The organism is Paenibacillus sp. FSL L8-0436 (assembly GCF_038593025.1).
Classification (GTDB): domain Bacteria; phylum Bacillota; class Bacilli; order Paenibacillales; family Paenibacillaceae; genus Paenibacillus_AQ.
Genome location: NZ_CP151955.1, coordinates 5,809,332 through 5,831,663, shown reverse-complemented (window position 1 = coordinate 5,831,663; position 22,332 = coordinate 5,809,332). Strand labels below are relative to the sequence as shown.

Sequence of the window (22,332 nt, the reverse complement as noted above, 5' to 3'; positions counted from 1 at the left end):
TATACACATAGGGTTAAACGCTATCGCTTTAGCCACCTAGAAACGGCTGCCGACCTTGGTGGGGTCAGCAGCCGTTTCTAGGTGCGTTCATTCGGTTCTTATTGCTGCGGCTGCGGTATTACCTTCTCTGCAGCTTCAATCGTACCTCCGCCAAGGCATTCCTCGTCCAGGTAGAAGACAACAGCTTGGCCAGGCGTGATCGCCTTTTGCGGCACATCGAAGGCAACATGCACGGTACCGTCTTCCTTTGCTGTCAGTGTTACGCCCTGATCAGGCTGGCGGTAGCGGAACTTGGCGGTGCACTTCAGCGGTACATCCGTAAGGGTAAGGCCGTCTATCCAGTTGACCCCGGAGGCGATCAGACTGGTGGAGTAGAGGCTGTGGTGCTTGTCCCCTTGGACTACATACAGGATGTTGCGGTCCAGATCCTTCTCAGCCACAAACCACGGCTCACCATTGCCGGAGCCGCCGATTCCCAGACCCTGGCGCTGGCCCAGTGTATAATACATCAGGCCCTCGTGGCGGCCCTTCACCTCGCCTGTGGCGATATCGACCATGTCTCCGGACTGGGCAGGCAGATACTGGCTTAGGAATTCACGGAAGTTACGCTCACCGATGAAGCAGACGCCGGTGCTGTCTTTTTTCTTGGCTGTGTACAATCCGGCTTCCTCGGCGATTCTCCGTACTTCAGGTTTTGGCAGATGTCCGATCGGGAACATCGCTTTGGAAAGCTGGTACTGGCTCAGCGCGTTCAGGAAGTAGGTCTGGTCTTTATTGCTGTCCACGCCGCGCAGCAGCTTGAACTTGCCGTCTTCCTGAATGACCCGTGCATAATGCCCGGTAGCCACGTAATCGGCGCCCAGTTGTAGTGCCTTATTCAGAAATTCTCCGAATTTGATCTCGCGGTTGCACATCACATCCGGATTTGGTGTGCGTCCGGCCTTATATTCATCGAGGAAATAGGAAAAGACTTTATCAAAGTATTCCTTCTCGAAGTTAACGGTATAGTAAGGAATATCGATCTGCTCACACACGCGGCGGACATCCTCTGCATCAGTCTCGGCCGTGCATACGCCAAACTCATCGGTGTCGTCCCAGTTCTTCATGAAGATACCGATGACGTCATAGCCCTGCTGCTTCAGCAGAAGTGCCGTAACGGAGGAATCAACCCCTCCGGACATGCCGACGACGACACGTGTGTCCTGGTTTGCCTTTGTCATCGTAATCACCATTTTCTATGCAAAAAATACCGGTTATTGATACAAACACCCGGCTCATTTTGTATTATAACACACCTGTCTAGCCCAAACTGCCCGTGAGGACGGGAAAATGCTGCAGAAAAGACGATAAAATTGACAATTTGTCCACCACTGGCGAACATTCATGTGAAAAGTTACTTTTTTGGCTCCAAATATGTCCATAAATATGATAACATAAGCTGAGAGCAAACATCGGAATACCTTGATATGACATATCTCATGTCGTAACAATGGATTATGATTCTATCAGCAACTAAACCGAAAGAGGTGCCCCTTGAAGATATCGACAAAAGGACGTTATGGATTAACTATTATGATGGAGCTTGCCCTGAAATTTGGCGAAGGTCCAACCTCACTTAAAAGCATCGCCGAGAAAAACGGACTATCCGAGCATTACCTGGAACAGCTCATTGCCCCACTGCGCAACGCAGGGCTTGTGAAGAGTATTCGTGGTGCTTACGGCGGCTATATCCTTTCACGCGAATCCATCACCATTACAGCCGGCGATATTATCCGTGTGCTGGAAGGCCCCATATCGCCAGTTGATTTTACAGAAGAAGATGATCCGGCAAAACGCGACCTCTGGTTGCGCATCCGCGACAGCATTGCCGATGTGCTGGATTCCACCACATTGTCTGACTTAATCAACTATAAGGAAGAAAGTAAGGCTGACAACTATATGTTTTATATCTAACGGATATCAGGAAACCCGCGCTGTTCAAGGGAATAGTAAGCTTTTTTACGAACCGTTACCCGCAATTTACCCGCAACCGTTCGTTTAGTTATTCGCCCATAGTTACATGCAGATAAATAAGCTCAGTTACTTTGAATTACTTTTAGGGCCGATGCGGGCTTGTTCTATTAGATAATCAGGCTGCTACTCTTGGAAATTAAAGACTGCACCCTGCCATTAATGGCGGGGTATTTCTTTGCATTCAGGAAGTGTTTTCCTTACCGATGGAAGTGAATATACATAATGTTCCAAATTAAATATAATTGACTTGTAAGTTTTCAAAATCATATCTTGAATGGCTCTGCATTTTTTATATTGTTGTTCTTATTATGAGTTTTATAATACTCCTCGATTTCTGCCCACACCAAAAAGGCGATCCCTGCCAACAAAGAAAGTTTACTAAGGTTTTTGAGCGAACTGCCAACAGAATCTAGCATTGCATTAAATATCTCAGGACCCATGTTGTGATATTCGATCCATAAATTGCTGCGCAAGATAATAAGTTCCATACAGAAATACTGATATAAAAAATAAATATCATTCCACTTGTTCTTCTAATAAACAGGAGTAAGGGCTTGGAAACTTCATACAAAGCCTTGAAAAGCAATTCAGGCTTCCTAGCCGCTTCTCTGGTGCAGTCGAAAGTATCTATCTGTTTGGTACCGGGAAGATCTGGATCCAATCGGTCACTTGATGGATTATGGCGGCATCGTTGAGGGATACACTCTGTATCACTTAAGATTTATCCGGCAGCGATTTAAATTTAGAGCAGACTTGAGTGGAAGCTAACATTGTTGTTTATTATATATACAATCTATTTTAAAGCACAATGCGATAAAAAATACCATTTTTATGTTTGATCGCGGGAAATAAAGTCGTTATTTATAGTAAATAGATACTATTTCATTAATAACCTAATTAATGGTATAATTCCAATGTAATCCAAAAAAAATATCTGGGAGGTTGTTAATTTGATTAAACTTTTAGGATTAGGTGTCGCTGCATCATTACTTTTTACTCCGATAACAGGCCTTGTAGATTCACCATCGCTGCAAAAATCTTCAGTATCTGAGGTTTCCTCTGCAAAAAGTTACAGTTTTAACAATTACATTTACGAAGAACCAGGAACAGGAACGAAGATTTTGGTGGGGGATGGGGTTAAAGTACCAGAACTTGCAAGAGGGAAAGAGGCCGTAAAGATAGTCCGTGTGAATCAAAAGGGTGGAGCTTTTAATGATTCATTCACTTGTGAACCGGATGATGGAGTTAACCTGAACATCTGGATGATGAATAACAATGGCCAATCGGTTCAATTTCAAGTGTGGCGAAATGGAGTTGAGTTCACTAATCAAGCAATTGCTGTTGGCTCACAGAAAACAATCTCTTTTACGGATATGTTAGGTAATGGTCTGGATGGAAATTATGAGGTCTACATATATAGTTTATTAGGATATCCACTTGATGTTGATGTAAGTGCTAGACAGTTCTAAAAGGTGCGTTAAAACAAGTCATCTACCCTTGAGGTGGATGACTTGCTTTTTATAAGGTGAACTCTGAGAACACTGGACCCCGCAACATTCCTGATTTGGTCCAAATATAGTAAAAATACAAAATGTTCCAAATTTTATATACTCAACCCTGCCAGTTGGCGGGGTATTTCTACATAAGGGGAGTTAAATTATGTTTGAAGTCGAAGTTAAAGATGTATTCAAAATTACTGGGGAGGATATGTAATTGCAGGGGAGATTATTCAAAGAGAGTCCGTTTTAAGAATCGGAGACACTTTGCTTAATAAAGAAGATAATGCACAGGCAGTGCTTGTGAAATCATTTGAAATGATAAATTATGGCACTGGAAAAACGAAACTGAATCATATTGGATTTTCATCAAATATCTCAGAAGATGAGGCGAAGAAATTAATTGGAAAGCGACTCGTTAAAGAATGAAATTGCACATTATTTTGTTGTTAGGAGTATGAGTTTGAATAATACATACAAAGTCCTAAAGAGCGATGCAGACTTCATGGTTGCTGCGATGTTATAGGTGACGGTCTCCGTCTGGCACCAATTTTTGGTTTACAGGAATATATGGTTGATAAAGGATATTTTAGGAAAGCTACCAAAACCACAACAGGAGCAGGGGGGGGCATATCCTCTACTGATTACTCTCATGTGATGATGGTTGTGAAAAATGATACAATCAATTTGCTGTATTGTGCGCATACAAATGATAGGTTAAATGCTTCTTTTGCAAACTTTGGTTCATCGTCGTTTGACTTTTATGCAGCAAATTAAATTTGGGATAAGTGAGTGAAATAAGATTAGGTATTTGTTAGTTAGTTTTAAGCAAATGCCTAATCTTATTATTTTAAGTGTGAAGGATGGTTTCAATGGGTCTGAAAAAAATGTCAGCGATGATATTTATAATTACATCTATTCTTACTTCTTGCAGTTTTGAAAATTCAAAGATCATAAAAATACCGATGCTGGTGTATCAACAAAATGACTCTGTTAAGAAGGAAGCGATTTTAGGATCCTGGGATATCAATCAGTCCAAGATAAATTTAGACAAAGGTATGTATACATTTACTTCAGGACTCGGAGAACCTCTAGTTTGGTACGGAAAAACGTTAATTTTACAAAAAATGTAAATATACTCGACAAAGTCGACGTAAACTATAAATTGGAGCAAGGTGACATTATTTCCACAGGGACTGAACAGTCTTATTTTTTTAATGATTTCACTTGCTTAGGTGAAATTTCTGATGAGAAGTTTGAATATATCCTGAATTTTAATAATAAAGAATATAAAGTTGACTTGAAAAATAATGACAATTTTAAAAATAAAAGCGTCTTCCTAGCAAATGGGGAAACGTTAAAAAATGGAAAGATCATTCGATTGGTGTTTTCAGCTTTTTACCAGGATAAGCAAGAAAGTGAAATAATACTCTTAGATTACGATCTCAATAAAGATGAATATGAAGTGAAGAGTTTTTCAATTGATAAATTACCTTCCGGCGATAATACGATTTCTCCAAGCGACTCGATTCTTGATGAAAATAAACTTTATATTTATAAAAATAAAAAGATAGGTTTTATTGACTTGGAGAAAGAGGAGTTTATTGAGTTAAGTAAAATTTCAGAAGATGTGCATTCATTTATGACTGAGAAATTTAAAAATCCACATGTCGAGCGGAAAGTTGTGCCCGTTGGGAAAATTGAAGACACTTTAATCTTCATAGATACCACACTATACATCGATGATAAAACATCGGGCATGCTTGTATATGCTTATTCGCAGGAAGAAGACCCGATTGGAAAAATTTTAATTGAGGGACAGAGGATATATCTTTTTGATAAAAATAATATTGAAGTTTCTTCTAGTGAGTTTCCCTACATCCGTGTTAATGGACGAAGTTTTTCCTTTCCAACATCCTAATTAAGCGGATCGGAACGAGCGAGTGGTAGAGCAAGTCTAGTGTCATTATATAGAGCCCCAGGGATTATTCTGGAGGCTTTTCCATTAATTAAAAATCCAATCATCGCATATAATACAAACAAACGTTATTGGATTAGTAGTCATATATGATGGGATTAAATCCTTTCTAAAAAGAAATGTTGATAAATAATTATTAAATACTGAGTTGGAACTACTGTACCCTGCCAGCATTGGCGGGGTATTTCTTTGCCGTAAGGAAAGTTTTCCTTACCAAGGATACAGAGTGCATATACATAATGTTCCAAATGAAATATATTGAAATTATTTAGTTTGAAATTCCCTTTAAATTACGACGAAAGGTTGCGTGCGTGATGGATAATGGATATTTTGCGGGTTGGGGGACGCTGGCTCTAATTAATGCAGGACTGGCGCAAGGGAAAAATAGGAGTGGACTAAACTGGTTTTTGCTTTCCTTGCTTTGTGGCCCACTGGCTACATTTTTCCTTGTGATTTCGGATAAGGCCCAATTAGATTAGAACCAAGCAATCCAAGGTGTCAGTCTGGTACCGGGAAGATCAGGACCCAATTGGCCACCTAAGGGATTATGGCGGGCTGGTGGAGGGGGATTCTCCCAGAGACAATCAAAATTGCCGTCAGTTGGTTTATGCGTGAATTATCTGAGTTTAGAGCCTGCATTAAATAATCCGTCAACCTTAAGTGGTGCGAGAATGTTGGACATTTGGGTAATAACTATTATTCAGATGAGGAGGTATATAATGAATAAAACATTGATTGCTACAGTTACCAGCATTCTTCTGTCCGCCTCAATTCTCGGTGCATGCAGTAACAATGAAACATTAAACGAGGCAGAGCCTACAGCGTCAAGTGCAGCGACTATGCCTGTTATTGAAGCTACAGCCACTCCTGAACCTTCTGCTACTCCCGCAGCCACGGAGGCGCAGGAGTCCGCCAGTCCGGACGCTACTGATCCTCAGACATCCAAACGTCCGAAGACCCAGGCATTTGGTGAACAGGAGGGAGGGGTCTCAGGGCAAGAAGGTACACTTGAGCAAGGTGATGGATATTCCCTGTATGTCTTTGAGGATTTCACATTCGATGAACAGTCTGGCCGTTTATCACTCACTGAGGACCCCACCTATTATGCCGAGATTGAACACTTGCCATCCGGTTACGATCTTACCGCTCTGAAGCAACAGGGACAAACTGAGCTTTCTGCAATGGGTAAGGCTAACGATCATAGCGGGGAACTGTTTGAGCATCCTCTGGGTTTTGCAGATTTATATCTGCAGGCTACTGGTGATAAGGGAATAGAGGATTATATGGTGTGGAAGAATCAAGCGGGGGAAGCTTTTCTTTTCCGGATACACAATCCTAAGGGTGAACTATCGAATAAATTTGCTCCATGGGTAATGGTTTCACTGTCAACGCTTGAAAGGAATTAAGATTTGCCATAGCTTTTAAACAGAATTTAGAAGCATGCAAAAATAATCCCGCCGGGCTTCTGACGGGTTTATTTTTGTTTGTTTTGCTGCTGTGTACTCACTTACTTCAAAGGTTAGGATCTTTTCAAAGATTACAAAATCAGTACGCTTGATGAATTGCCCTTTGTTGTTGTCGTGTTTATCAATCGCAAACTTCACTGGACCCGAACCGGCTTTTGTCTCCGATGAACCTATCTCTGGATCATGTTGCGTATTTTCTCCATCTATATATCTATAGGGATTAAATACGGGGCAACGGCCATTATGGGCCAAACTCCTGGAATGAATTGAATAAAGCGAAACCAATAATCATACAAAAAACACCAACAACCCTGATGAAAAGAAGTGTCATAGGGCTGGGGGTTCCGCGGCTGAATCTTCTCAATTCCCAGCCTACTTTCGGGAATACCGTGTAGAATGCACCGGCTATTATAAAAAAAAATAGGGACAATCTTAAACAAAATCATGAAATAGCCTCCTTGTAACCTGGACGATAAAGATACGTTTTTACACGGAATCCGTTCCAAAAATATCCAATGTAAAGCATCGCTAAGGAGGCAGAGAAGGTAATCTGCATGACATTCAGGCAAAGTTGAGACGTCTGAGGGTTAACCAGCCTTTTCCATATGTTCAACCATAAACGGTAGCTTGTGCTGTAGTCAGACCATTAAGACTGTAACCACCAGAATCTGCGAGTATTTGGATAACATGATGTCCAATACTTACATCTGTAAGGACAATGTTGTAGGTAATAACAGAATTGCTTGGGTCAATAAAAATAGTTCCAGTGGTTCCAACAGGATTACCGTCCATATTTACATTAATGGTAACGAGTGCACCAGTTTCACTGTCTGTAAGAACGCCGACAGAAGTTGAAACTTCCAAGAAGTTTGATGCCTGATTGACAAAGATCCCTAATTCAATCAGCAGTATAATGCTATTAGCAGGAATCGAAGCAGAGCCGGCAAAATTAGACATAAGGCCTCTATTATAATTTTGCACTGTAGGCAACGTAATGCCTCCTTTCTTGATTTTATATATATTTATTCTTTTAGTTACAGCGATGTTTGGGAGATTAGAGCATTTATTTCTATTGATTTTAGAATGATATAATGATGACGCCTCTTCTTAGCATAGTCATAGTAAAGCCCTGCTACCATGACGGTCAGCAGGACGTTTTGTTTAATGAATGGGAGGGGGGATTGTCGGAAAACCGGAATATTAACTGTCAGCAAGCCCATGATGTATGTAAAGGAATTTAAAGCCATTGTAGCCAGATGAACTTGGTACGAAGAAGGAGCTAATGGTGGATCATTGGTGCATTCCCTTTCCCGGTTAAAGAGTTTTCGAACATATCAATAATCTCCAAGAATCTCTCTGCTTCACGGAAAACGTGATCCGCAAGCAGCGGGTGTATGATGCTTTTAATTCTGCATTGTTCGATTAAATCCCGGGCTGTTTTCTTAAAATCCCTTAGTGATCTCACTGATACTCTATTCTGATCAAGAAATTGGGTTAAGATTGGACCGGTTTGCGATTGAGGTCTCATGGATTCAATATCTCTAGCCTGAAATAATAATTGATCAAAATCTTGACTGAATTCTCGGGCCTGCTCGACAAGTTTCCGTTCTGAAGGATCTAATAGATGACCTATAAATTTGGCGTGGTCGGCCATAATTCTTAAGAAAAATACATTTTCATCAATAATAGCATCATATAATGGCTCTAATTTGCCTTGGTTTAGCTCTTCCAGCCGATTTCTAAAATAATTGGCTTCTCTACTTACATGATCCACTAAAAGTGGAAAATTCGTTTGTCCAGGGAGCTTGCAAGATAGAATCAAGCCAAGGACTTTTCTTTTGAACGCCCAAATGTGGCATACTGCCGTATGGACCTCCTGGTTAAATTGTTGAATCGTTGCAGGATCTGCATCAAGGGAGAAAGCATGCACCCGTCTCTCAATGTCTTCGAAAATCCGGTAAAAGTGGTTGGCTTCTTTAATCAGAATAGTATCTTCCGCCCGGAACCCCAATCCTAGAAACAAGGAATGTTCTTTCATAATTCTTGACCAAAAGCTGACCTCTTCCAGTGACCGAGCGACAAACATGTTAGACATAGTATCCCTCCTTTTCATCTTTATAGACCTTATGCTTGTTAAGCTTGGATGGATACCTAATTATTTATTTATCTCTAAGACAATCCTGCTGTAAGCTTTAAACCGCTTTAACTCTAATATAGTCTCCGTCAGCACTCCTACTGGGTGATTTTTTGCTTGCGATTGAATTTTCAAACCCAAAAAGCCCTTGATCCGGGTCATTGCTGCGATTCTTCGCTATGCTTCTTTAATTAACTCCTTATAATCGTTGCGGACGTTGCCCACTGCCGGTGAGACGGGATAAGCCCGCATATGCTCTGAATCATAAGGGCGCAATAGCTTCATCAGAGTGGGGACGTCATGATTGTGCCGGTCAAGCCACGCTGTCTCGGCTTCAGGGGTGAGGATAACCGGCATGCGGTCATGAATCTCAGCCATCAGGCTGTTGGATTCTGTAGTAATAATTGTGCAGGTGCTGAGCTTATTGCCGCTCTGATCCATCCAAATATCGTACAAGCCGGCCATGGAAAAAAGCTTCCCGTCACGCAGCGTAATTCTCAGCGGCTGTTTGCCGCCTTCCTGCGGCTTCCAGTCGTAGAAGCCGTCCGCAGGAATCACGCAGCGGCGCGAGCTCACCAGATTTTTGAAGGATGCTTTTTCCAGAAGGGACTCTGCACGGGCATTGATCATTTTGCTGCCGCTTTTGTCATCCTTGGCCCAGGACGGGACCAGCCCCCAGCGTAATTCCCCAAGCTTATTATGCTTGCCATTATGAATAACCGCCGGGATATATTGCATCGGGGCCGCATTATATTTTGGGGCATAGTGGACAATGGTGGTGTCATTCGTAAAATAACGCAACATCAACTCATCCATGGTTACGGTAATGGTGTATCTTCCGCACATGCTGATTTAGCCTCCCGGTTCATTTATTTATGATGTGTTCTGAGATTGTTTACAGTGCTGTAGCCCTCATGCTATGCTCGGAGTATTTCATATTATTATAAATGAAGAAACGGATGATAGCGAAACGAAGGAGAGGATCCCGCATGATTATCGTAAGCTCCTGTCTCGCAGGAATGAAAGTAAGATACAACGGCACGGATTGTCTCGATACAAGCCTTCAAAAACTGCTGGATAACAACAAGGCCCTTGCTGTGTGTCCAGAATTGCTTGGCGGATTCTCGACCCCGAGGGAACCGGCGGAAATTATCGGCGGCGGCGGGGAGGATGTGCTGGAGGGGACGGCTAAGGTAATGGACCGGTCAGGAAATGATGTAACCGAAATGTACCTCAAAGGGGCCTATGAAACGCTGGAGAAAGCCCGGGAAATCGGAGCCACCACCGTAGTACTCAAAGAAAACAGCCCTTCTTGCGGCAGTGCCATGATCTATAACGGACAATTTGCCGGTGTGAAAATTCCCGGGCAAGGTGTAACGTCCGCTCTGCTAAGAAGAAACGGTATTGAAGTGATTTCTGAGCAGCAGCTCTCCGCTAGGCTGGAAGCTTTGGAACATGCTGGAAAGTGAGTGGCTTAGCGGGAATTCCCATTAACAGCCCCCTAAAGGTTGTTACAATATTGTGTTTATTCTCAGGTGGTAAAAGGCGACTTTCAGCAGTATAATCGAGTAGTCCTGTAAGAAAATCCTGAATTTCAAGAAGCGGAGAATTTAGTCATGAAACCCATCTATTTGGACCACGCCGCCTCAACCCCGGTTCATCCGGAGGTGGCCAAGGTTATGTACAATATGCTGCTTGAACAATACGGTAATGCGTCCAGTGTGCACACGTTCGGACGTTCCGCCAAAAAGATTGTGAACGGGGCACGCGATACCATCGCGGGCTTTTTAGGCTGTGCTCCCGATGAATGGGTGTTCACCAGCGGAGGCACGGAGAGCGATAATCTGGCGCTGTTTGGAGCTGCAGCTGCTTCCACGGAGAAGGGCAAACATATCATCACCACAGCAATTGAGCATCATGCCGTTCAACATACGTGCGAAGAACTGGAGAAGCAGGGTTATGATGTTACCTATCTTCCGGTTGATTCGACAGGCCTCGTCTCGCTTTCAGATGTGGCAGCCGCTTTGCGAGATGATACGGTACTGATCAGTGTGATGTTCGCGAATAATGAGGTAGGAACAGTAGAACCTATAGAAGAGATTGGCCGTATCGCTGCCGAACGGGGCATTTTGTTCCACGTCGATGCTGTACAGGCTCTCGGGATGATTCCCATCACACTTCGCGAGCTTCCTGTTGATTATATGAGCTTTTCCGCCCATAAAATAAACGGCCCGCAGGGAATCGGTGGATTGTATGTACGACGCGGTGCACCGCTGCATTCCAGACAATACGGAGGACTTCAGGAGCGCGGCAGACGGGCGGGAACGGAGAGTCTGGCTAGCACAGCAGGTTTTGCCAAAGCGGTGGAACTAGCGGTGCAAGGGCTTCACGGGCGGCAGGATAAAGCGCTTGAGCTGCGGAATTTGCTGCTGCAGGAGCTGGACAGCCGTATCGGGCGGCAGAACTATGTGATTAACGGAAACGAGCAGCATTTTTTGCCGGGAATTCTGAATGTGAGTTTTCCGGGAGCCCGGACCGATGTGATGCTGATGAACCTTGATATGGAGCGGATTGCTGCTGCCAGCGGCTCAGCCTGCACCTCTGGTTCACTGGAGGTTTCACATGTTCTGCAAGCGATGAATCTTCCGGAAGAAGTTTTGGACTCGGCGATTCGTTTTAGCACAGGTTTGGGTAATACTAATGAAGAAATAAAGCTTGTTGCAGAAAAAGTTGAAACCATCCTGAGACGGTTGCGTAGTGTAGACTAGGATTTTTTTCGGTCTCGTATCCGTTTCGGTATTTGGCTCTTTAACCATAAGTGACTTGAAAGTACATTCAAAGCGAGGGGACTAAAGCAGCCATGAAACTTCAAGATATGATCGGCCTGGCTGTATATGAAGTTGAAGAAGGTAATGAAATCGGCAAAATTGTCGATGTTGTACTGGATTCAAACTGGAATATTACGGGTATTGAACTGGAAAGCAAATCTTTTTTTTCCAGTCATGTGAAAGTTGTGGCATGGGAAGATATTGTCGCTTATGGCGAAGATGCTGTCATGATTCGCAGTAAAGAGTCGATACTAAAGGCCGACACTGACCATATACCATATACTTTTCTTTTAGGAAAGAAGAAATTGAAGGATTTGCAGGTACTGACTGCATCCGGAACGATACTTGGACGAATATCCGATGTTTATTTTGACCAGAAGTTGGGAAACACAATAGTAGCGCTGGAAATCAGTGACGGGCTTGTAACTGATTTGATCGAAGGCCGCAAATGGCTGCCTTGTTCTGAAGAAATGTCCATTGGGGAGGATTCCGTACTGGTTCCCGCAATGAGCGAAGAACGGCTCCAAAAAGCCATTAATATTGTTAACGGATAGGTGGAATGTATTATATGAAGTGTCCAAACTGCAACTCCAAGGATATCGGCAAGATCGGTTCCCACCAGTTCTATTGCTGGGGCTGTTTCATCGAACTTACGGTTAACGGCGAGAAAATGTCGGTTTATCAGGTTGAAGAAGACGGCACGCTCAGTTCGCTTGACGATCTGTTCTCCGGGGAAGAAATTGCCCAGGATTTCCCCCAAATCCATGCATCCTCCTGATTATAAGTCCTCGCACTGGCTAGCAGCGGGTACATATGCTTAAAAACAAGCGTCAGTTTCCTTTCAGCGTCAAATCTGCTGAGGGTTATTGGCGCTTTTTTTGTTGCGCTTTACGTTCAGCGGTTATTTTGCGGCAGGCATACATATACTTATTTACGAAGCCAGTCCAGTAATACCGCTAGGGGGTGCACTCATGGAGCAATGGTCCCAAAGTAAATGGTTCCGCTGGATGATCGGAGTGCTGCTCACCCTGATCATTTTGTATTTTGTGTGGCAGCTTCGTCCGATGCTGCAGGGGATATTCCAGTTTCTAAAAGCGATTCTTGCGCCGTTTCTGGCGGCCATGATCATTTCTTATGTACTGAATCCGGTGGTTTGTATGCTGGCGGGACGGAAGATGCCGCGCAGCGTTGCCGTTCTTCTCATCTACGCCGTATTCCTGACTTCAATTGCGGTCATTGCCATCAATCTCATACCGATGTTTATCGAGCAGCTTGAGGAGCTGAATGAACATCTGCCGGAGATGACACTGCATGCGCAAGGTCTCATGAAGAATATGAATTCCCGGCTGATCCCGCCCGGTGTTGAGATGGGGATGAACAATTGGTTTTTTCAGCTGGAGGAACGTCTGGCTAAAGGAATATCACATTTTCTCGACAATATCGGGACAACGATAGGTGTACTGTTCAATGCATTTATCGTTCCGTTTCTCGTGTTCTACATTCTGAAGGACTTTGATGTGTTTGAGCGGACCGTGGTTTCCTGCCTGCCCCGCTCGCGCCGCAAATCGATTGTGAAGCTGCTCAAGGATATTGATGAAGCACTGGGCAACTATATCCGCGGACAGTTCCTCGTCTGTATTATTATCGGCGTGCTGGCATATATCGGTTATGCCATCATCGGGATGCCTTACGCGCTGCTGTTTGCCTGTGTAGTCGCTGTGTTCAACATCGTTCCTTACATGGGTCCGTTCCTGGGGGCGGCTCCGGCCATTGTGATGGCCTCAACCCTGTCCCTGCGCCTTGTCCTGCTGGTGGCAGTAGTGAATACGCTATGCCAGATGCTGGAGAGCAATGTGATCTCGCCCCAGGTGGTCGGACGGAGACTGCATCTGCATCCGCTGCTGATTATTTTTGCCCTGCTGGTCGGCGGAGAGGTGGCCGGAATGATTGGTCTTATTCTGGCGGTGCCGTGTTTTGCGGCCGGAAAAGTCGTAATTCAGCACTTAATGGCTTATTATATTAAGCGAAAGCCGGTTTAGCCGGAGAGACCAAACGATCCTACAAGATAACATTAAGAAAGGGAACACTCATGCAAACGTTGCAGTCCCTGCAGTATGAAGAGCTTCATTCCCATTACAACAGATATTTGTCTCCATTTCTCCCTTACAGCTCAAATGATCGATATACCGATAGGATCATTCTGCCTGAATCCATAGGAAGCGGCAGCATCAGCCGGACACGCCTGAGACCCGGCATGGAGGTTATCATGGCCGACTGCCAGATGAAGGACGTTCATACCATGCAGCTCCATGGCAATCTTCCGATGGTCGATCTGACCTTCTGGATTCAGGGCAATATTGAAATCCTTCATTCGGGAATACAAGAGCAGATTTCCCCAGGTCTTGGCCACCTTACATTTGGCCTGGAGCAGCAGCTTGAACTAAAATATGCGGCAGGGATGCCAATAGCCATCTGTGAAATCCGTTTGTCTACAGCTTTATTTGACGAATTAATGGATGAACTTGGCCACGCGCGTTACAGCTCTGCATTGATTCTTGGTGGGCGCGAGAATCTCATATTCCACCACTCGATATTACCCAAGGTGCAGGCTATTCTGCAGGATATCCGATCCCATCCCTTTACCGGACCGATGCGAAAAATGTTCCTGGAAGGAAAAGCTCTGGAGCTGCTTGCCCTCTGGCTTCAGCAAACCTTGTTTGAAGACGAAGTGCCCGCGCAGCGGGGCAGAATTCGGCTGCGTAAAGAGGATATCGCGAGAGTGCGCGAGGCGAGCGGGATTTTGGAGAAGAGGATGGAGCAGCCCCCGTCATTACTGGAACTGTCCAAGCTGGCCGGAATCAGCGATTCCAAGCTAAAAGCCGGTTTCAAGGAACTCTTCGGCACTACCGTCTTCGGATATTTAAAAGAAAAGCGGCTGGATAAGGCGAAGGAACTGCTTGAAACGGAACGAATCAATGTGTGTGATGCTGCGATTATGGTAGGATACTCCAACCCGAGCCATTTTGCAGCGAGCTTCCGAGAGAGGTTCGGATGTAATCCGCGGGATTGGATCATTGAATCCCAACGCTTGTAATCCGTCCAACGACAGCACCCAACCCTACACTGTTACTTATTGAACGTACCGGGGCGGACACCCTCTGCATAGGATGATAGACTGAATGCAACCGCGGTTACATTCACATCACCATGGAGGTCTGCCTTGAGTACTCACCCTATTAGCCTCGCAGAAACAGAGCAGCATTCGTTGGCAAAATCAATAGCATATCATCTCTTCCCCGGTATAATAGCCTTTCTGTGTGTTCTATTCTTTTCTTTACTCCATTGTTAATAAAGTCGGGCCTGACGATTGGGTTGGCACTCAATCTTGCGCTGTTCCTTTCGATTGTTCCGGTCCAGCTCGGGCTTCTGCTCTATACCGCCAAGAAGCAGACCGGGAGATTTACGTTAGAAGGTATTCTTCCATACCGTCAAAAACTGCCCTTGCGGCAATATTTCATTTGGGTTCCTGCACTGTTGGGCTGGATTATCTTGGTCTTCTTCCTGCTGGAACCGGTAGGCAATTATCTGCTGGAGTATGTGTTTAATTTCTTCCCGGCAGGGTTCAATCCTGCTGCTGATGTGCTGTCCCGGTATTCAAGTGGCATGCTGCTTGCATCCTGGGCCAGTGATTTGATTTTGCTTGGAATTTTTGTACCGATTGTGGAGGAATTGTATTTCAGAGGGTACTTGCTGCCCAGGCTGAGCAGATACCGGGGAGCAAGTGTGTTCATCAATGTAGTTTTGTTCGCCGTGTATCATTTTTTCTCCCCCTGGATGGCCATTACCCGAATTATCGCGATCTTCCCGATGTGCTTCATCGTATGGCGTACCAAGAACATCTACGTAGGCATGGCAGTCCACGTTCTGCTTAACCTGATTTCCTAATTGTCACAGTATAATCTGTACGTAGGCAGACAGTGCTAAATACATTCAAGTAATCGGGTGAGCTATCAGGGATCGTGCTCTGCATATGGAGGAGAAGGAAAATGATAATAATCCGTAAAACATTTATAGCCTTATTGACGCTGGTATTATTTGCTGTCTTGTTCTCGCACACAACTTCCGGGGCTGCTTCAAGCTTCGACGGGGCCGGGGTGGACCAGTACATGAGGAATGCTATGGAACGGCTGAACATTCCAGGTGCATCACTTGGCATCGTAAAAGGGGACCGGATCATTTATTTGCAGGGATACGGTATATCAGGTCCGGAACAGAAGCCGATAACACCGCAAACACCATTTATTCTGGGTTCTACCAGCAAGTCCATTACAGCCCTTGCTGTTATTCAGCTGGCAGAGGAAGGCAGGGTTGAGCTTGAAGCGCCTGTACAGCGTTACTTACCTTGGTTTCATTTGGCAGATGCAGAAGCTTCTGCCCGAATTACTGTCCAAGATTTGCTGCACCAGACAAGCGGCATATCTGAGTATGAGGGCAGAGCAACTATGGCCTCGGATGATCTTCCGCTTGAAGATTATCTCCGCGGAATGACAGGGGTTCCCCTTGCTCAACCGGTCGGAGCAAAATATCAATATTCAAATTTAAACTATGATATTTTGGGTGGCATCATTCAAGAAGTCTCGCAGCAACCGTATGGTGATTACGTGAAGGACCATATCTTTAAACCGCTGGATATGGAGCATAGTACTGCCTACGTTGAGGAGGCTCAAGAATATGGACTGGCTTCTGGCTATCAGCCTGTTTTTGGGATTATGATGTCCACTCCACGAATAGATCATACTGCCTCAGTACCGGATGGCAATCTGATCTCAAGCGCGGAGGATCTGTCCAAGTATTTAATCGCCCAGATGAATGGCGGCCATTTTGAGGATCAAAGGGTGCTTTCAAAGGCAGGCATGGACCGGATGCATCAACCTGCTTCGCTGATTAAGCAAGGCGAGTATTATGGAATGGGCTGGATAATCTCTGATGAAACGGTCTGGCATAATGGTACAACGGAAAGTTCTTCTTCCTATTTGTCGATGGATGGAGAGTATGGGATCGTATTGCTGTTCAACTCCGTGGATTTTTTAGCAAGTTATGATTATATCCTGCAGGGGATTGGAGAAGTGCTTCACGGGCAGGTGGCTACTGTAGATAAACTGCCTCATTATAATAAGATACACATGACTATTAATGCTGTTCTGTTACTGTTTGTTATTTTATATGTATGGTCCTTATACGGATTGATTAAATGGAAAAATACAAAACAGTTGACAAAGCCGCGGCGCTACATCCGTTCTATGACTCTACTCTTACTCAATATTGTTCTTCCCATTGCTGTACTGATTGGTATTCCCATGTTGCTGCTCCCTTGGCCGGTAGCTTTATTGTTTCTTCCGGGCATAGCGCACTTTATTTTGATCTTCTGTCTGTTATTGATAGCCGCCGGAGTTGTTAAGATCGTACGGATAGGAAGAGATAGGAGGTCCTTTTGAATACTCACGTTATACGAAACGAGCAGGAAACAGAGCAGCACTCACTGCTGAAAGCTGCAGCATTTCATCTTATCCCAGGTGCAGTCACTTTTCTTTTTATTTTTTTTATTTCGCCAATACTACATAAAGCTGGACTTACAATTGCGCTTTCCATCAACTTAGAAACGATAGTATGGCTCGCTCCAGCCATGCTTGGGATTCTGATCTATCAAGCCCGGAGACAGACCGGCACATTTTCGATAAAGGGCATTATGCCATATCGTCAAAAACTGCCCCTGCGGCACTATCTCATTCTCGTCCCTGTAGTGCTGGGCTGGGCGGTTCTGATCTTCTGGCTAATGGAACCGGTAAGCCGTGTTTTGCTGGAACATGTCTTTTCCTTCTATCCTGACTGGTTCGATGCCAGTACTGATGATATGTCCCGCTATTCACATGGCATGCTGGTGGCAACCTGGGTCAGTGATTTTATTCTGATTGGCTTGTTGGCACCGGTCGTAGAGGAATTGTATTTTAGAGGATATCTACTGCCAAGGCTGGGAAGATACCGGGGCTGGGGGTTACTGATAAATGTGGTGCTGTTTATCGTGTATCATTTTTTCTCTCCTTGGATGATTATCACCCGGCTGATTGCAATCTTTCCGATGTACTTCGTCGTATGGCGGACCAAAAACATTTACATAGGCATGGTTGCCCATGTATTACTCAACCTGATTTCCGCTCTGTCGCTCTACAGCTTGTATTTCGGATAATTCCACGTTGACTATAGTCAACGTTTTTGGTTATAATGTTGTGTAATATTACGATTATGTTGTGATGAATAGCAGTTCGATGAAGAGGAGTATTAACTCACGCGACGTTATAGCAGAGAGCCGGTGCATTGGTGCAAGCCGGTTAACGGAACGGAATGAACTCACCTCCGAGTAACGGCGCAAGCCGCAGGTTTCGCAGGGCAGATGCTGCGAAAGGCCAGTGTGTGAACCGTCGTCGCCTCACCTCCGTTAAAGGGTGTCAAAGTGAGTGGCAGAATAAAGCATGTTCAGCCGCTAACTAGGGTGGTACCACGGGAATTCAAACCTCTCGTCCCTAGCGATCATACGCTAGGGATGGGAGGTTTTTTTGCGGAGTTGGGCTTATGCCCCGGTAAATAACAAGTCTGCCTGAGACGATCGAAGGCAGACATCTCCCAGCGGAGCAGCGAGTCTTTTTCAACCGCTTAGTGTGAGATCAGAAATCCGAGTATAACAGCGGGCGGAAGCCCAAAACTTTATTGCAGCGGAGTTTTATTCCCTGAATTCTTTTAAGAACAGCAGGTTTAACTAAGTAAGCAACACTCCAAGGAGGAGCATAAGATGAGCGAAAACAAAGTGAGCACCCCGGCTGGGGCCGGCTACCGCGCCCAGAGCATTGAACCCAAATGGCAGAAGTTCTGGGATGAGAACAAAACGTTTAAGACAGGTGAGGATTCAAGTAAACCGAAATTTTACGCCCTGGATATGTTTCCGTATCCTTCAGGCGCAGGACTGCACGTAGGCCACCCGGAAGGTTACACGGCGACGGATATTGTCTCCCGCTACAAGCGGATGCGCGGTTATAACGTGCTGCATCCAATGGGCTGGGATGCCTTTGGACTTCCGGCAGAGCAGTATGCGATGGATACCGGACAACATCCGCGTGACATCACTTTCAAGAACATTGACAATTTCCGCCGCCAGATCAAATCGCTGGGCTTCTCCTATGATTGGGACCGCGAGATCAGCACAACCGATCCGGGCTATTACAAATGGACACAATGGATCTTCATCCAGCTGTACAACCGCGGCCTGGCATATGTAGCTGAGGTATCGGTGAACTGGTGCGAAGCTTTGGGTACGGTGCTGGCCAACGAAGAGGTTATCGACGGCAAAAGCGAGCGCGGCGGTCATCCCGTCGTCCGCAGACCGATGCGCCAGTGGATTCTGAAAATTACAGAATACGCCGAACGCCTGCTGGAGGATTTGGAAGAGCTGGATTGGGAAGAAAGCATCAAGGATATGCAGCGCAACTGGATCGGCAAATCAACCGGAGCGGAAGTCAATTTCGCGATTGATGGACATGACGCAGCATTGACTGTGTTCACAACCCGTCCGGATACCTTGTTCGGCGCAAGCTACTGTGTGCTGGCACCAGAGCATAAACTGGTAGATGCCATCACGACAGAAGCTCAGCGTGCTGCGGTCGCGGAATACCGCGACAAAGCTGCCCGCAAGAGCGATCTGGAGCGTACGGATTTGGCCAAGGAGAAGAGCGGCGTATTCACCGGCGCTTACGCTATTAACCCGGTCAACGGAGCGCAGGTGCCGATCTGGATCGCTGATTATGTACTGGCCGGTTACGGAACCGGAGCTATTATGGCGGTTCCGGGACATGACACCCGCGACTGGGAATTCGCCAAGCAATTTGGCTTGAACATCGTCGAAGTAGTACAGGGCGGTAATGTGGAAGAAGAAGCCTATGGCGGCGATGGCCCGCATGTGAATTCCGATTTCCTGAACGGTCTGGATAACAGCGAAGCCATCGTGAAGATGATTGCCTGGCTGGAGGAAAAGGGCAGCGGCCAAGGCAAGGTAACCTACCGCCTGCGTGACTGGCTGTTCAGCCGCCAGCGCTACTGGGGTGAGCCGATTCCGATTCTTCATTTGGAAGATGGCACGATGAAGACTGTTCCTGTGGATCAGCTGCCGCTGGTGCTGCCTGATGTGGACGCGATCAAACCTTCGGGTACGGGCGAATCCCCGCTGGCCAACGTCACCGGGTGGGTGGAAACCGTTGATCCGGAAACCGGGATGAAAGCCCGCCGCGAGACGAACACAATGCCGCAATGGGCCGGAAGCTGCTGGTATTACCTGCGCTATATTGATCCGCATAATGACAAGGAACTGTGTTCGCCGGAGAAGCAAAAGGAATGGCTGCCGGTTGATCTGTACATTGGCGGAGCTGAACATGCAGTGCTTCACCTGCTGTACGCCCGTTTCTGGCATAAAGTATTGTATGATATCGGTGTAGTGGATACCAAGGAACCGTTCCACAAGCTGGTGAACCAGGGCATGATCCTGGGCAACAACAACGAAAAAATGAGCAAATCACGCGGCAATGTCATCAACCCGGATGAAATTGTGGAAGCTTTTGGCGCAGATACACTCCGTGTCTATGAAATGTTCATGGGGCCGCTGGAAGCAACCAAGCCTTGGAATGAAAAAGGCGTGGAAGGCATTCACCGCTTCCTCTCCCGCGTATGGCGCCTGTTCGTGAATGAGGACGGCAGCCTCAGTGCCAAGATTTCCGAGGATGGCGGTACAGACGAGTTCAAACGCACCTGGCACAAGACACTGAAGAAGGTTACCGAGGACTTCGAGAATCTGCGCTTCAATACGGCGATCAGCCAGCTGATGATCTTCATCAACGATGCCTATAAGCAGGACAGCTTGTCCCGGGAATCGGCAGAGCATTTTGTACAAATGCTGTCGCCGCTGGCACCGCATATTTCCGAGGAGCTCTGGCAGCTGCTGGGCCACGAAGGCAGCATCAGCTATGTATCATGGCCAGCTTATGATGAAGCTTTGACGGTGGATGCAGAAGTGGAGATCGTTGTACAGGTTAACGGCAAGATTGTGGGGCGTGCACAGATCCCGCAGGATATGGGGCAGGAAGACATGCAGAACCATGCACTGGCTCTTCCTAGTGTGAAGGCTGCTGTAGAGGGCAAAACCGTACGCAAGATCATTGCGGTTCCCGGAAAGCTTGTAAATATTGTAGTGGGTTAAGCGAAGAACGCATTTTTACCCGCAGCTACGGAGTATTCCGTGCTGCGGGTTTTTTGTTAAGGATTCAAAATTCATGGATGTTCCAATGCAGCGGAGGCCGCTTTTTCTCAAGCCGTTCAGGCTTCTAGCGATCCAAAGGGCCTTGCACAATACCGTCCCGGCCGAAGAGTGAATTAAGCCTGTCGATATCCTCATCGTATTTTTCATGCGTTGTGGTAATCAGCCGCTCGAATACACCTTCCAGACTGCTGCGCAGATGATTCAAGGCTTCCGCTGTAATGCCTCCGCGGACAGCGACACGTTCCTGCAGCTCCTGCGGGGTGAAGTCTGCTTCTGTCAGCAGCTTGCCTGTCCCGAGCAGCATTTCTCCGGCCAGACGGCTGACCAAGGCTTCTTCAATGCCTGTGGCTTCCACCGCTGCGGCGATCCAGCGTTCGATGAAATAGCTGATAAATGCAGGACCGCAGCTGGAGAAATCCGAAGCAATTCGGGTATGGCTCTCCAGGATTTCCGCCGGAACACTTATGAAAGACAGCAGCCTCAGGAGCAACAGCCTGTCTTTTTTATTAATTCTGTTGCCGAAAATGCATAGTGAAGTTCCGCTTTTGACACTGTGGGTGATGCTGGGGATGACCTTGGCTATTTTGGACGGCAGAACCGATTCCAGATGATACAGCTGGACCGGACTGGTAATGGATACGACAATCTGCTCGCTATTCAGACAGGGTGCGATTTCATCCGTCAGCGTTTTGAATTCCAAAGGTTTGACACATAAAAATACAATGTCGCTGCCAGTCGCGGTGTCCCTGTTGCTGCCGCATATGGTGATGTCAGGGTGGTCCTTCTGAAGCTGAATCAGCCGGGTTGAACTGCGGTTGCTGGCTAGCACGTCACATGCATCAAGTGCTCCTGAAGAAAGAAAGGCGTCGATGAGCAGACTGCCCATGCTGCCTGTTCCGATAAATCCCACTTTCATTCTGTGGTTACCTCCTTTCCCTAAGTTGCTGGGCTTGCAGGAATACTCTTCGTTAAATGTATGCAGCGTACACTTGGACACATGACAGGTTTCGCCCGCATTTTTGAATAAAATTCCAGAAGTTGCGTCATATTTGGTTTTGCATA

Annotated in this window: 22 protein-coding genes; 16 read left to right on the top strand and 6 right to left on the bottom strand. The window is 45.9% G+C overall.

Annotated elements, in window-relative coordinates; translation table 11 throughout:
* Positions 1 to 98: 98 nt before the first annotated feature.
* Positions 99 to 1,220, bottom strand: coding sequence for a tRNA 2-thiouridine(34) synthase MnmA (gene mnmA, locus NSS79_RS26990; RefSeq protein ID WP_342436874.1), 1,122 nt, complete (start codon positions 1,218 to 1,220; stop codon positions 99 to 101).
* Between the two features lie 313 nt (positions 1,221 to 1,533).
* Between mnmA and NSS79_RS26985 the strand changes: the two genes are divergently transcribed.
* The 6 genes from NSS79_RS26985 to NSS79_RS26960 all read left to right on the top strand — a co-directional run bounded on the left by NSS79_RS26985 (position 1,534) and on the right by NSS79_RS26960 (position 6,893).
* Complete coding sequence (locus NSS79_RS26985) at positions 1,534 to 1,953, top strand: Rrf2 family transcriptional regulator (protein WP_038595549.1); 420 nt, start codon at positions 1,534 to 1,536, stop codon at positions 1,951 to 1,953.
* Positions 1,954 to 2,963: 1,010 nt separating this feature from the next.
* The gene (locus NSS79_RS26980) at positions 2,964 to 3,482 is read left to right on the top strand and encodes a hypothetical protein (RefSeq protein WP_076109142.1); all 519 of its coding nucleotides are present in this window, start codon (positions 2,964 to 2,966) and stop codon (positions 3,480 to 3,482) included.
* A gap of 294 nt (positions 3,483 to 3,776) precedes the next feature.
* Positions 3,777 to 3,938 (top strand): hypothetical protein, encoded by a 162-nt coding sequence (locus tag NSS79_RS26975; protein ID WP_179091676.1) that lies wholly within the window; start codon positions 3,777 to 3,779, stop codon positions 3,936 to 3,938.
* Positions 3,939 to 4,381: 443 nt separating this feature from the next.
* On the top strand, positions 4,382 to 4,642 hold the full coding sequence (locus NSS79_RS26970; RefSeq protein ID WP_342436873.1) for a hypothetical protein: 261 nt from the start codon (positions 4,382 to 4,384) through the stop codon (positions 4,640 to 4,642).
* Entirely contained in the window at positions 4,606 to 5,430 is an 825-nt protein-coding gene (locus NSS79_RS26965) for a hypothetical protein (protein ID WP_342436872.1), read from the top strand. Before NSS79_RS26970 ends, NSS79_RS26965 begins: the two co-directional genes overlap by 37 nt.
* A 776-nt stretch (positions 5,431 to 6,206) precedes the next feature.
* Entirely contained in the window at positions 6,207 to 6,893 is a 687-nt protein-coding gene (locus NSS79_RS26960) for a hypothetical protein (RefSeq protein WP_340896903.1), read from the top strand.
* A 15-nt stretch (positions 6,894 to 6,908) separates the two neighbouring features.
* Here the strand turns inward: NSS79_RS26960 and NSS79_RS26955 are convergent, their stop codons facing one another.
* From NSS79_RS26955 to NSS79_RS26940, 4 genes are all read right to left on the bottom strand, one after another.
* Positions 6,909 to 7,205: a hypothetical protein gene (locus tag NSS79_RS26955; protein WP_340896904.1), complete on the bottom strand. Its 297-nt coding sequence runs from the start codon at positions 7,203 to 7,205 to the stop codon at positions 6,909 to 6,911.
* Between the two features lie 357 nt (positions 7,206 to 7,562).
* The gene (locus tag NSS79_RS26950; protein ID WP_342436871.1) at positions 7,563 to 7,943 is read right to left on the bottom strand and encodes a hypothetical protein; all 381 of its coding nucleotides are present in this window, start codon (positions 7,941 to 7,943) and stop codon (positions 7,563 to 7,565) included.
* Between the two features lie 289 nt (positions 7,944 to 8,232).
* A complete protein-coding gene (locus tag NSS79_RS26945; RefSeq protein ID WP_342436870.1) occupies positions 8,233 to 9,048 on the bottom strand; it encodes a DUF2935 domain-containing protein in 816 nt (271 codons plus the stop codon).
* 216 nt (positions 9,049 to 9,264) lie between these two features.
* Positions 9,265 to 9,933, bottom strand: a complete 669-nt coding sequence (locus tag NSS79_RS26940) for an SOS response-associated peptidase (RefSeq protein ID WP_342436869.1) — start codon at positions 9,931 to 9,933, stop codon at positions 9,265 to 9,267.
* A 143-nt stretch (positions 9,934 to 10,076) separates the two neighbouring features.
* Here NSS79_RS26940 and NSS79_RS26935 point away from each other — a divergent pair, with 143 nt between their 5' ends.
* The 10 genes from NSS79_RS26935 to leuS all read left to right on the top strand — a co-directional run bounded on the left by NSS79_RS26935 (position 10,077) and on the right by leuS (position 21,210).
* Positions 10,077 to 10,556 (top strand): DUF523 domain-containing protein, encoded by a 480-nt coding sequence (locus NSS79_RS26935; protein ID WP_342436868.1) that lies wholly within the window; start codon positions 10,077 to 10,079, stop codon positions 10,554 to 10,556.
* A gap of 147 nt (positions 10,557 to 10,703) precedes the next feature.
* Positions 10,704 to 11,855 (top strand): cysteine desulfurase family protein, encoded by a 1,152-nt coding sequence (locus NSS79_RS26930; RefSeq protein WP_342436867.1) that lies wholly within the window; start codon positions 10,704 to 10,706, stop codon positions 11,853 to 11,855.
* A 92-nt stretch (positions 11,856 to 11,947) separates the two neighbouring features.
* Positions 11,948 to 12,469, top strand: coding sequence for a PRC-barrel domain-containing protein (locus NSS79_RS26925; protein WP_038595530.1), 522 nt, complete (start codon positions 11,948 to 11,950; stop codon positions 12,467 to 12,469).
* 14 nt (positions 12,470 to 12,483) lie between these two features.
* A complete protein-coding gene (locus tag NSS79_RS26920) occupies positions 12,484 to 12,693 on the top strand; it encodes a hypothetical protein (protein ID WP_042179559.1) in 210 nt (69 codons plus the stop codon).
* A gap of 193 nt (positions 12,694 to 12,886) precedes the next feature.
* Positions 12,887 to 13,954, top strand: a complete 1,068-nt coding sequence (locus NSS79_RS26915; RefSeq protein ID WP_342436866.1) for an AI-2E family transporter — start codon at positions 12,887 to 12,889, stop codon at positions 13,952 to 13,954.
* Between the two features lie 50 nt (positions 13,955 to 14,004).
* On the top strand, positions 14,005 to 15,009 hold the full coding sequence (locus NSS79_RS26910) for an AraC family transcriptional regulator (protein WP_342436865.1): 1,005 nt from the start codon (positions 14,005 to 14,007) through the stop codon (positions 15,007 to 15,009).
* 278 nt (positions 15,010 to 15,287) lie between these two features.
* The gene (locus tag NSS79_RS26905; protein ID WP_342436864.1) at positions 15,288 to 15,860 is read left to right on the top strand and encodes a type II CAAX endopeptidase family protein; all 573 of its coding nucleotides are present in this window, start codon (positions 15,288 to 15,290) and stop codon (positions 15,858 to 15,860) included.
* A 101-nt stretch (positions 15,861 to 15,961) separates the two neighbouring features.
* Complete coding sequence (locus NSS79_RS26900) at positions 15,962 to 17,410, top strand: serine hydrolase domain-containing protein (RefSeq protein ID WP_342436863.1); 1,449 nt, start codon at positions 15,962 to 15,964, stop codon at positions 17,408 to 17,410.
* Positions 17,407 to 18,159 carry a CPBP family intramembrane glutamic endopeptidase gene (locus NSS79_RS26895; protein WP_342436862.1) on the top strand — a complete coding sequence of 251 codons (753 nt, stop codon included), beginning with the start codon at positions 17,407 to 17,409 and terminating at the stop codon, positions 18,157 to 18,159. Before NSS79_RS26900 ends, NSS79_RS26895 begins: the two co-directional genes overlap by 4 nt.
* 600 nt (positions 18,160 to 18,759) lie before the next feature.
* Positions 18,760 to 21,210, top strand: a complete 2,451-nt coding sequence (leuS, locus tag NSS79_RS26890) for a leucine--tRNA ligase (RefSeq protein WP_342436861.1) — start codon at positions 18,760 to 18,762, stop codon at positions 21,208 to 21,210.
* A 124-nt stretch (positions 21,211 to 21,334) separates the two neighbouring features.
* Here leuS and comER read toward each other — a convergent pair whose 3' ends face one another.
* Complete coding sequence (gene comER, locus NSS79_RS26885) at positions 21,335 to 22,186, bottom strand: late competence protein ComER (protein WP_342436860.1); 852 nt, start codon at positions 22,184 to 22,186, stop codon at positions 21,335 to 21,337.
* Between the last annotated feature and the right edge of the window lie 146 nt (positions 22,187 to 22,332).

Bases quoted from the DNA above. Each gene is read 5' to 3' on its own strand.
- mnmA (WP_342436874.1), bottom strand. From the start codon at position 1,220: ATGACAAAGGCAAACCAGGACACACGTGTCGTCGTCGGCATGTCCGGA.
- NSS79_RS26970 (WP_342436873.1), top strand. From the start codon at position 4,382: ATGGGTCTGAAAAAAATGTCAGCGATGATATTTATAATTACATCTATT.
- NSS79_RS26960 (WP_340896903.1), top strand. From the start codon at position 6,207: ATGAATAAAACATTGATTGCTACAGTTACCAGCATTCTTCTGTCCGCC.
- NSS79_RS26945 (WP_342436870.1), bottom strand. From the start codon at position 9,048: ATGTCTAACATGTTTGTCGCTCGGTCACTGGAAGAGGTCAGCTTTTGG.
- NSS79_RS26940 (WP_342436869.1), bottom strand. From the start codon at position 9,933: ATGTGCGGAAGATACACCATTACCGTAACCATGGATGAGTTGATGTTG.
- NSS79_RS26935 (WP_342436868.1), top strand. From the start codon at position 10,077: ATGATTATCGTAAGCTCCTGTCTCGCAGGAATGAAAGTAAGATACAAC.
- NSS79_RS26930 (WP_342436867.1), top strand. From the start codon at position 10,704: ATGAAACCCATCTATTTGGACCACGCCGCCTCAACCCCGGTTCATCCG.
- NSS79_RS26925 (WP_038595530.1), top strand. From the start codon at position 11,948: ATGAAACTTCAAGATATGATCGGCCTGGCTGTATATGAAGTTGAAGAA.
- NSS79_RS26920 (WP_042179559.1), top strand. From the start codon at position 12,484: ATGAAGTGTCCAAACTGCAACTCCAAGGATATCGGCAAGATCGGTTCC.
- NSS79_RS26915 (WP_342436866.1), top strand. From the start codon at position 12,887: ATGGAGCAATGGTCCCAAAGTAAATGGTTCCGCTGGATGATCGGAGTG.
- NSS79_RS26910 (WP_342436865.1), top strand. From the start codon at position 14,005: ATGCAAACGTTGCAGTCCCTGCAGTATGAAGAGCTTCATTCCCATTAC.
- NSS79_RS26900 (WP_342436863.1), top strand. From the start codon at position 15,962: ATGATAATAATCCGTAAAACATTTATAGCCTTATTGACGCTGGTATTA.
- leuS (WP_342436861.1), top strand. From the start codon at position 18,760: ATGAGCGAAAACAAAGTGAGCACCCCGGCTGGGGCCGGCTACCGCGCC.
- comER (WP_342436860.1), bottom strand. From the start codon at position 22,186: ATGAAAGTGGGATTTATCGGAACAGGCAGCATGGGCAGTCTGCTCATC.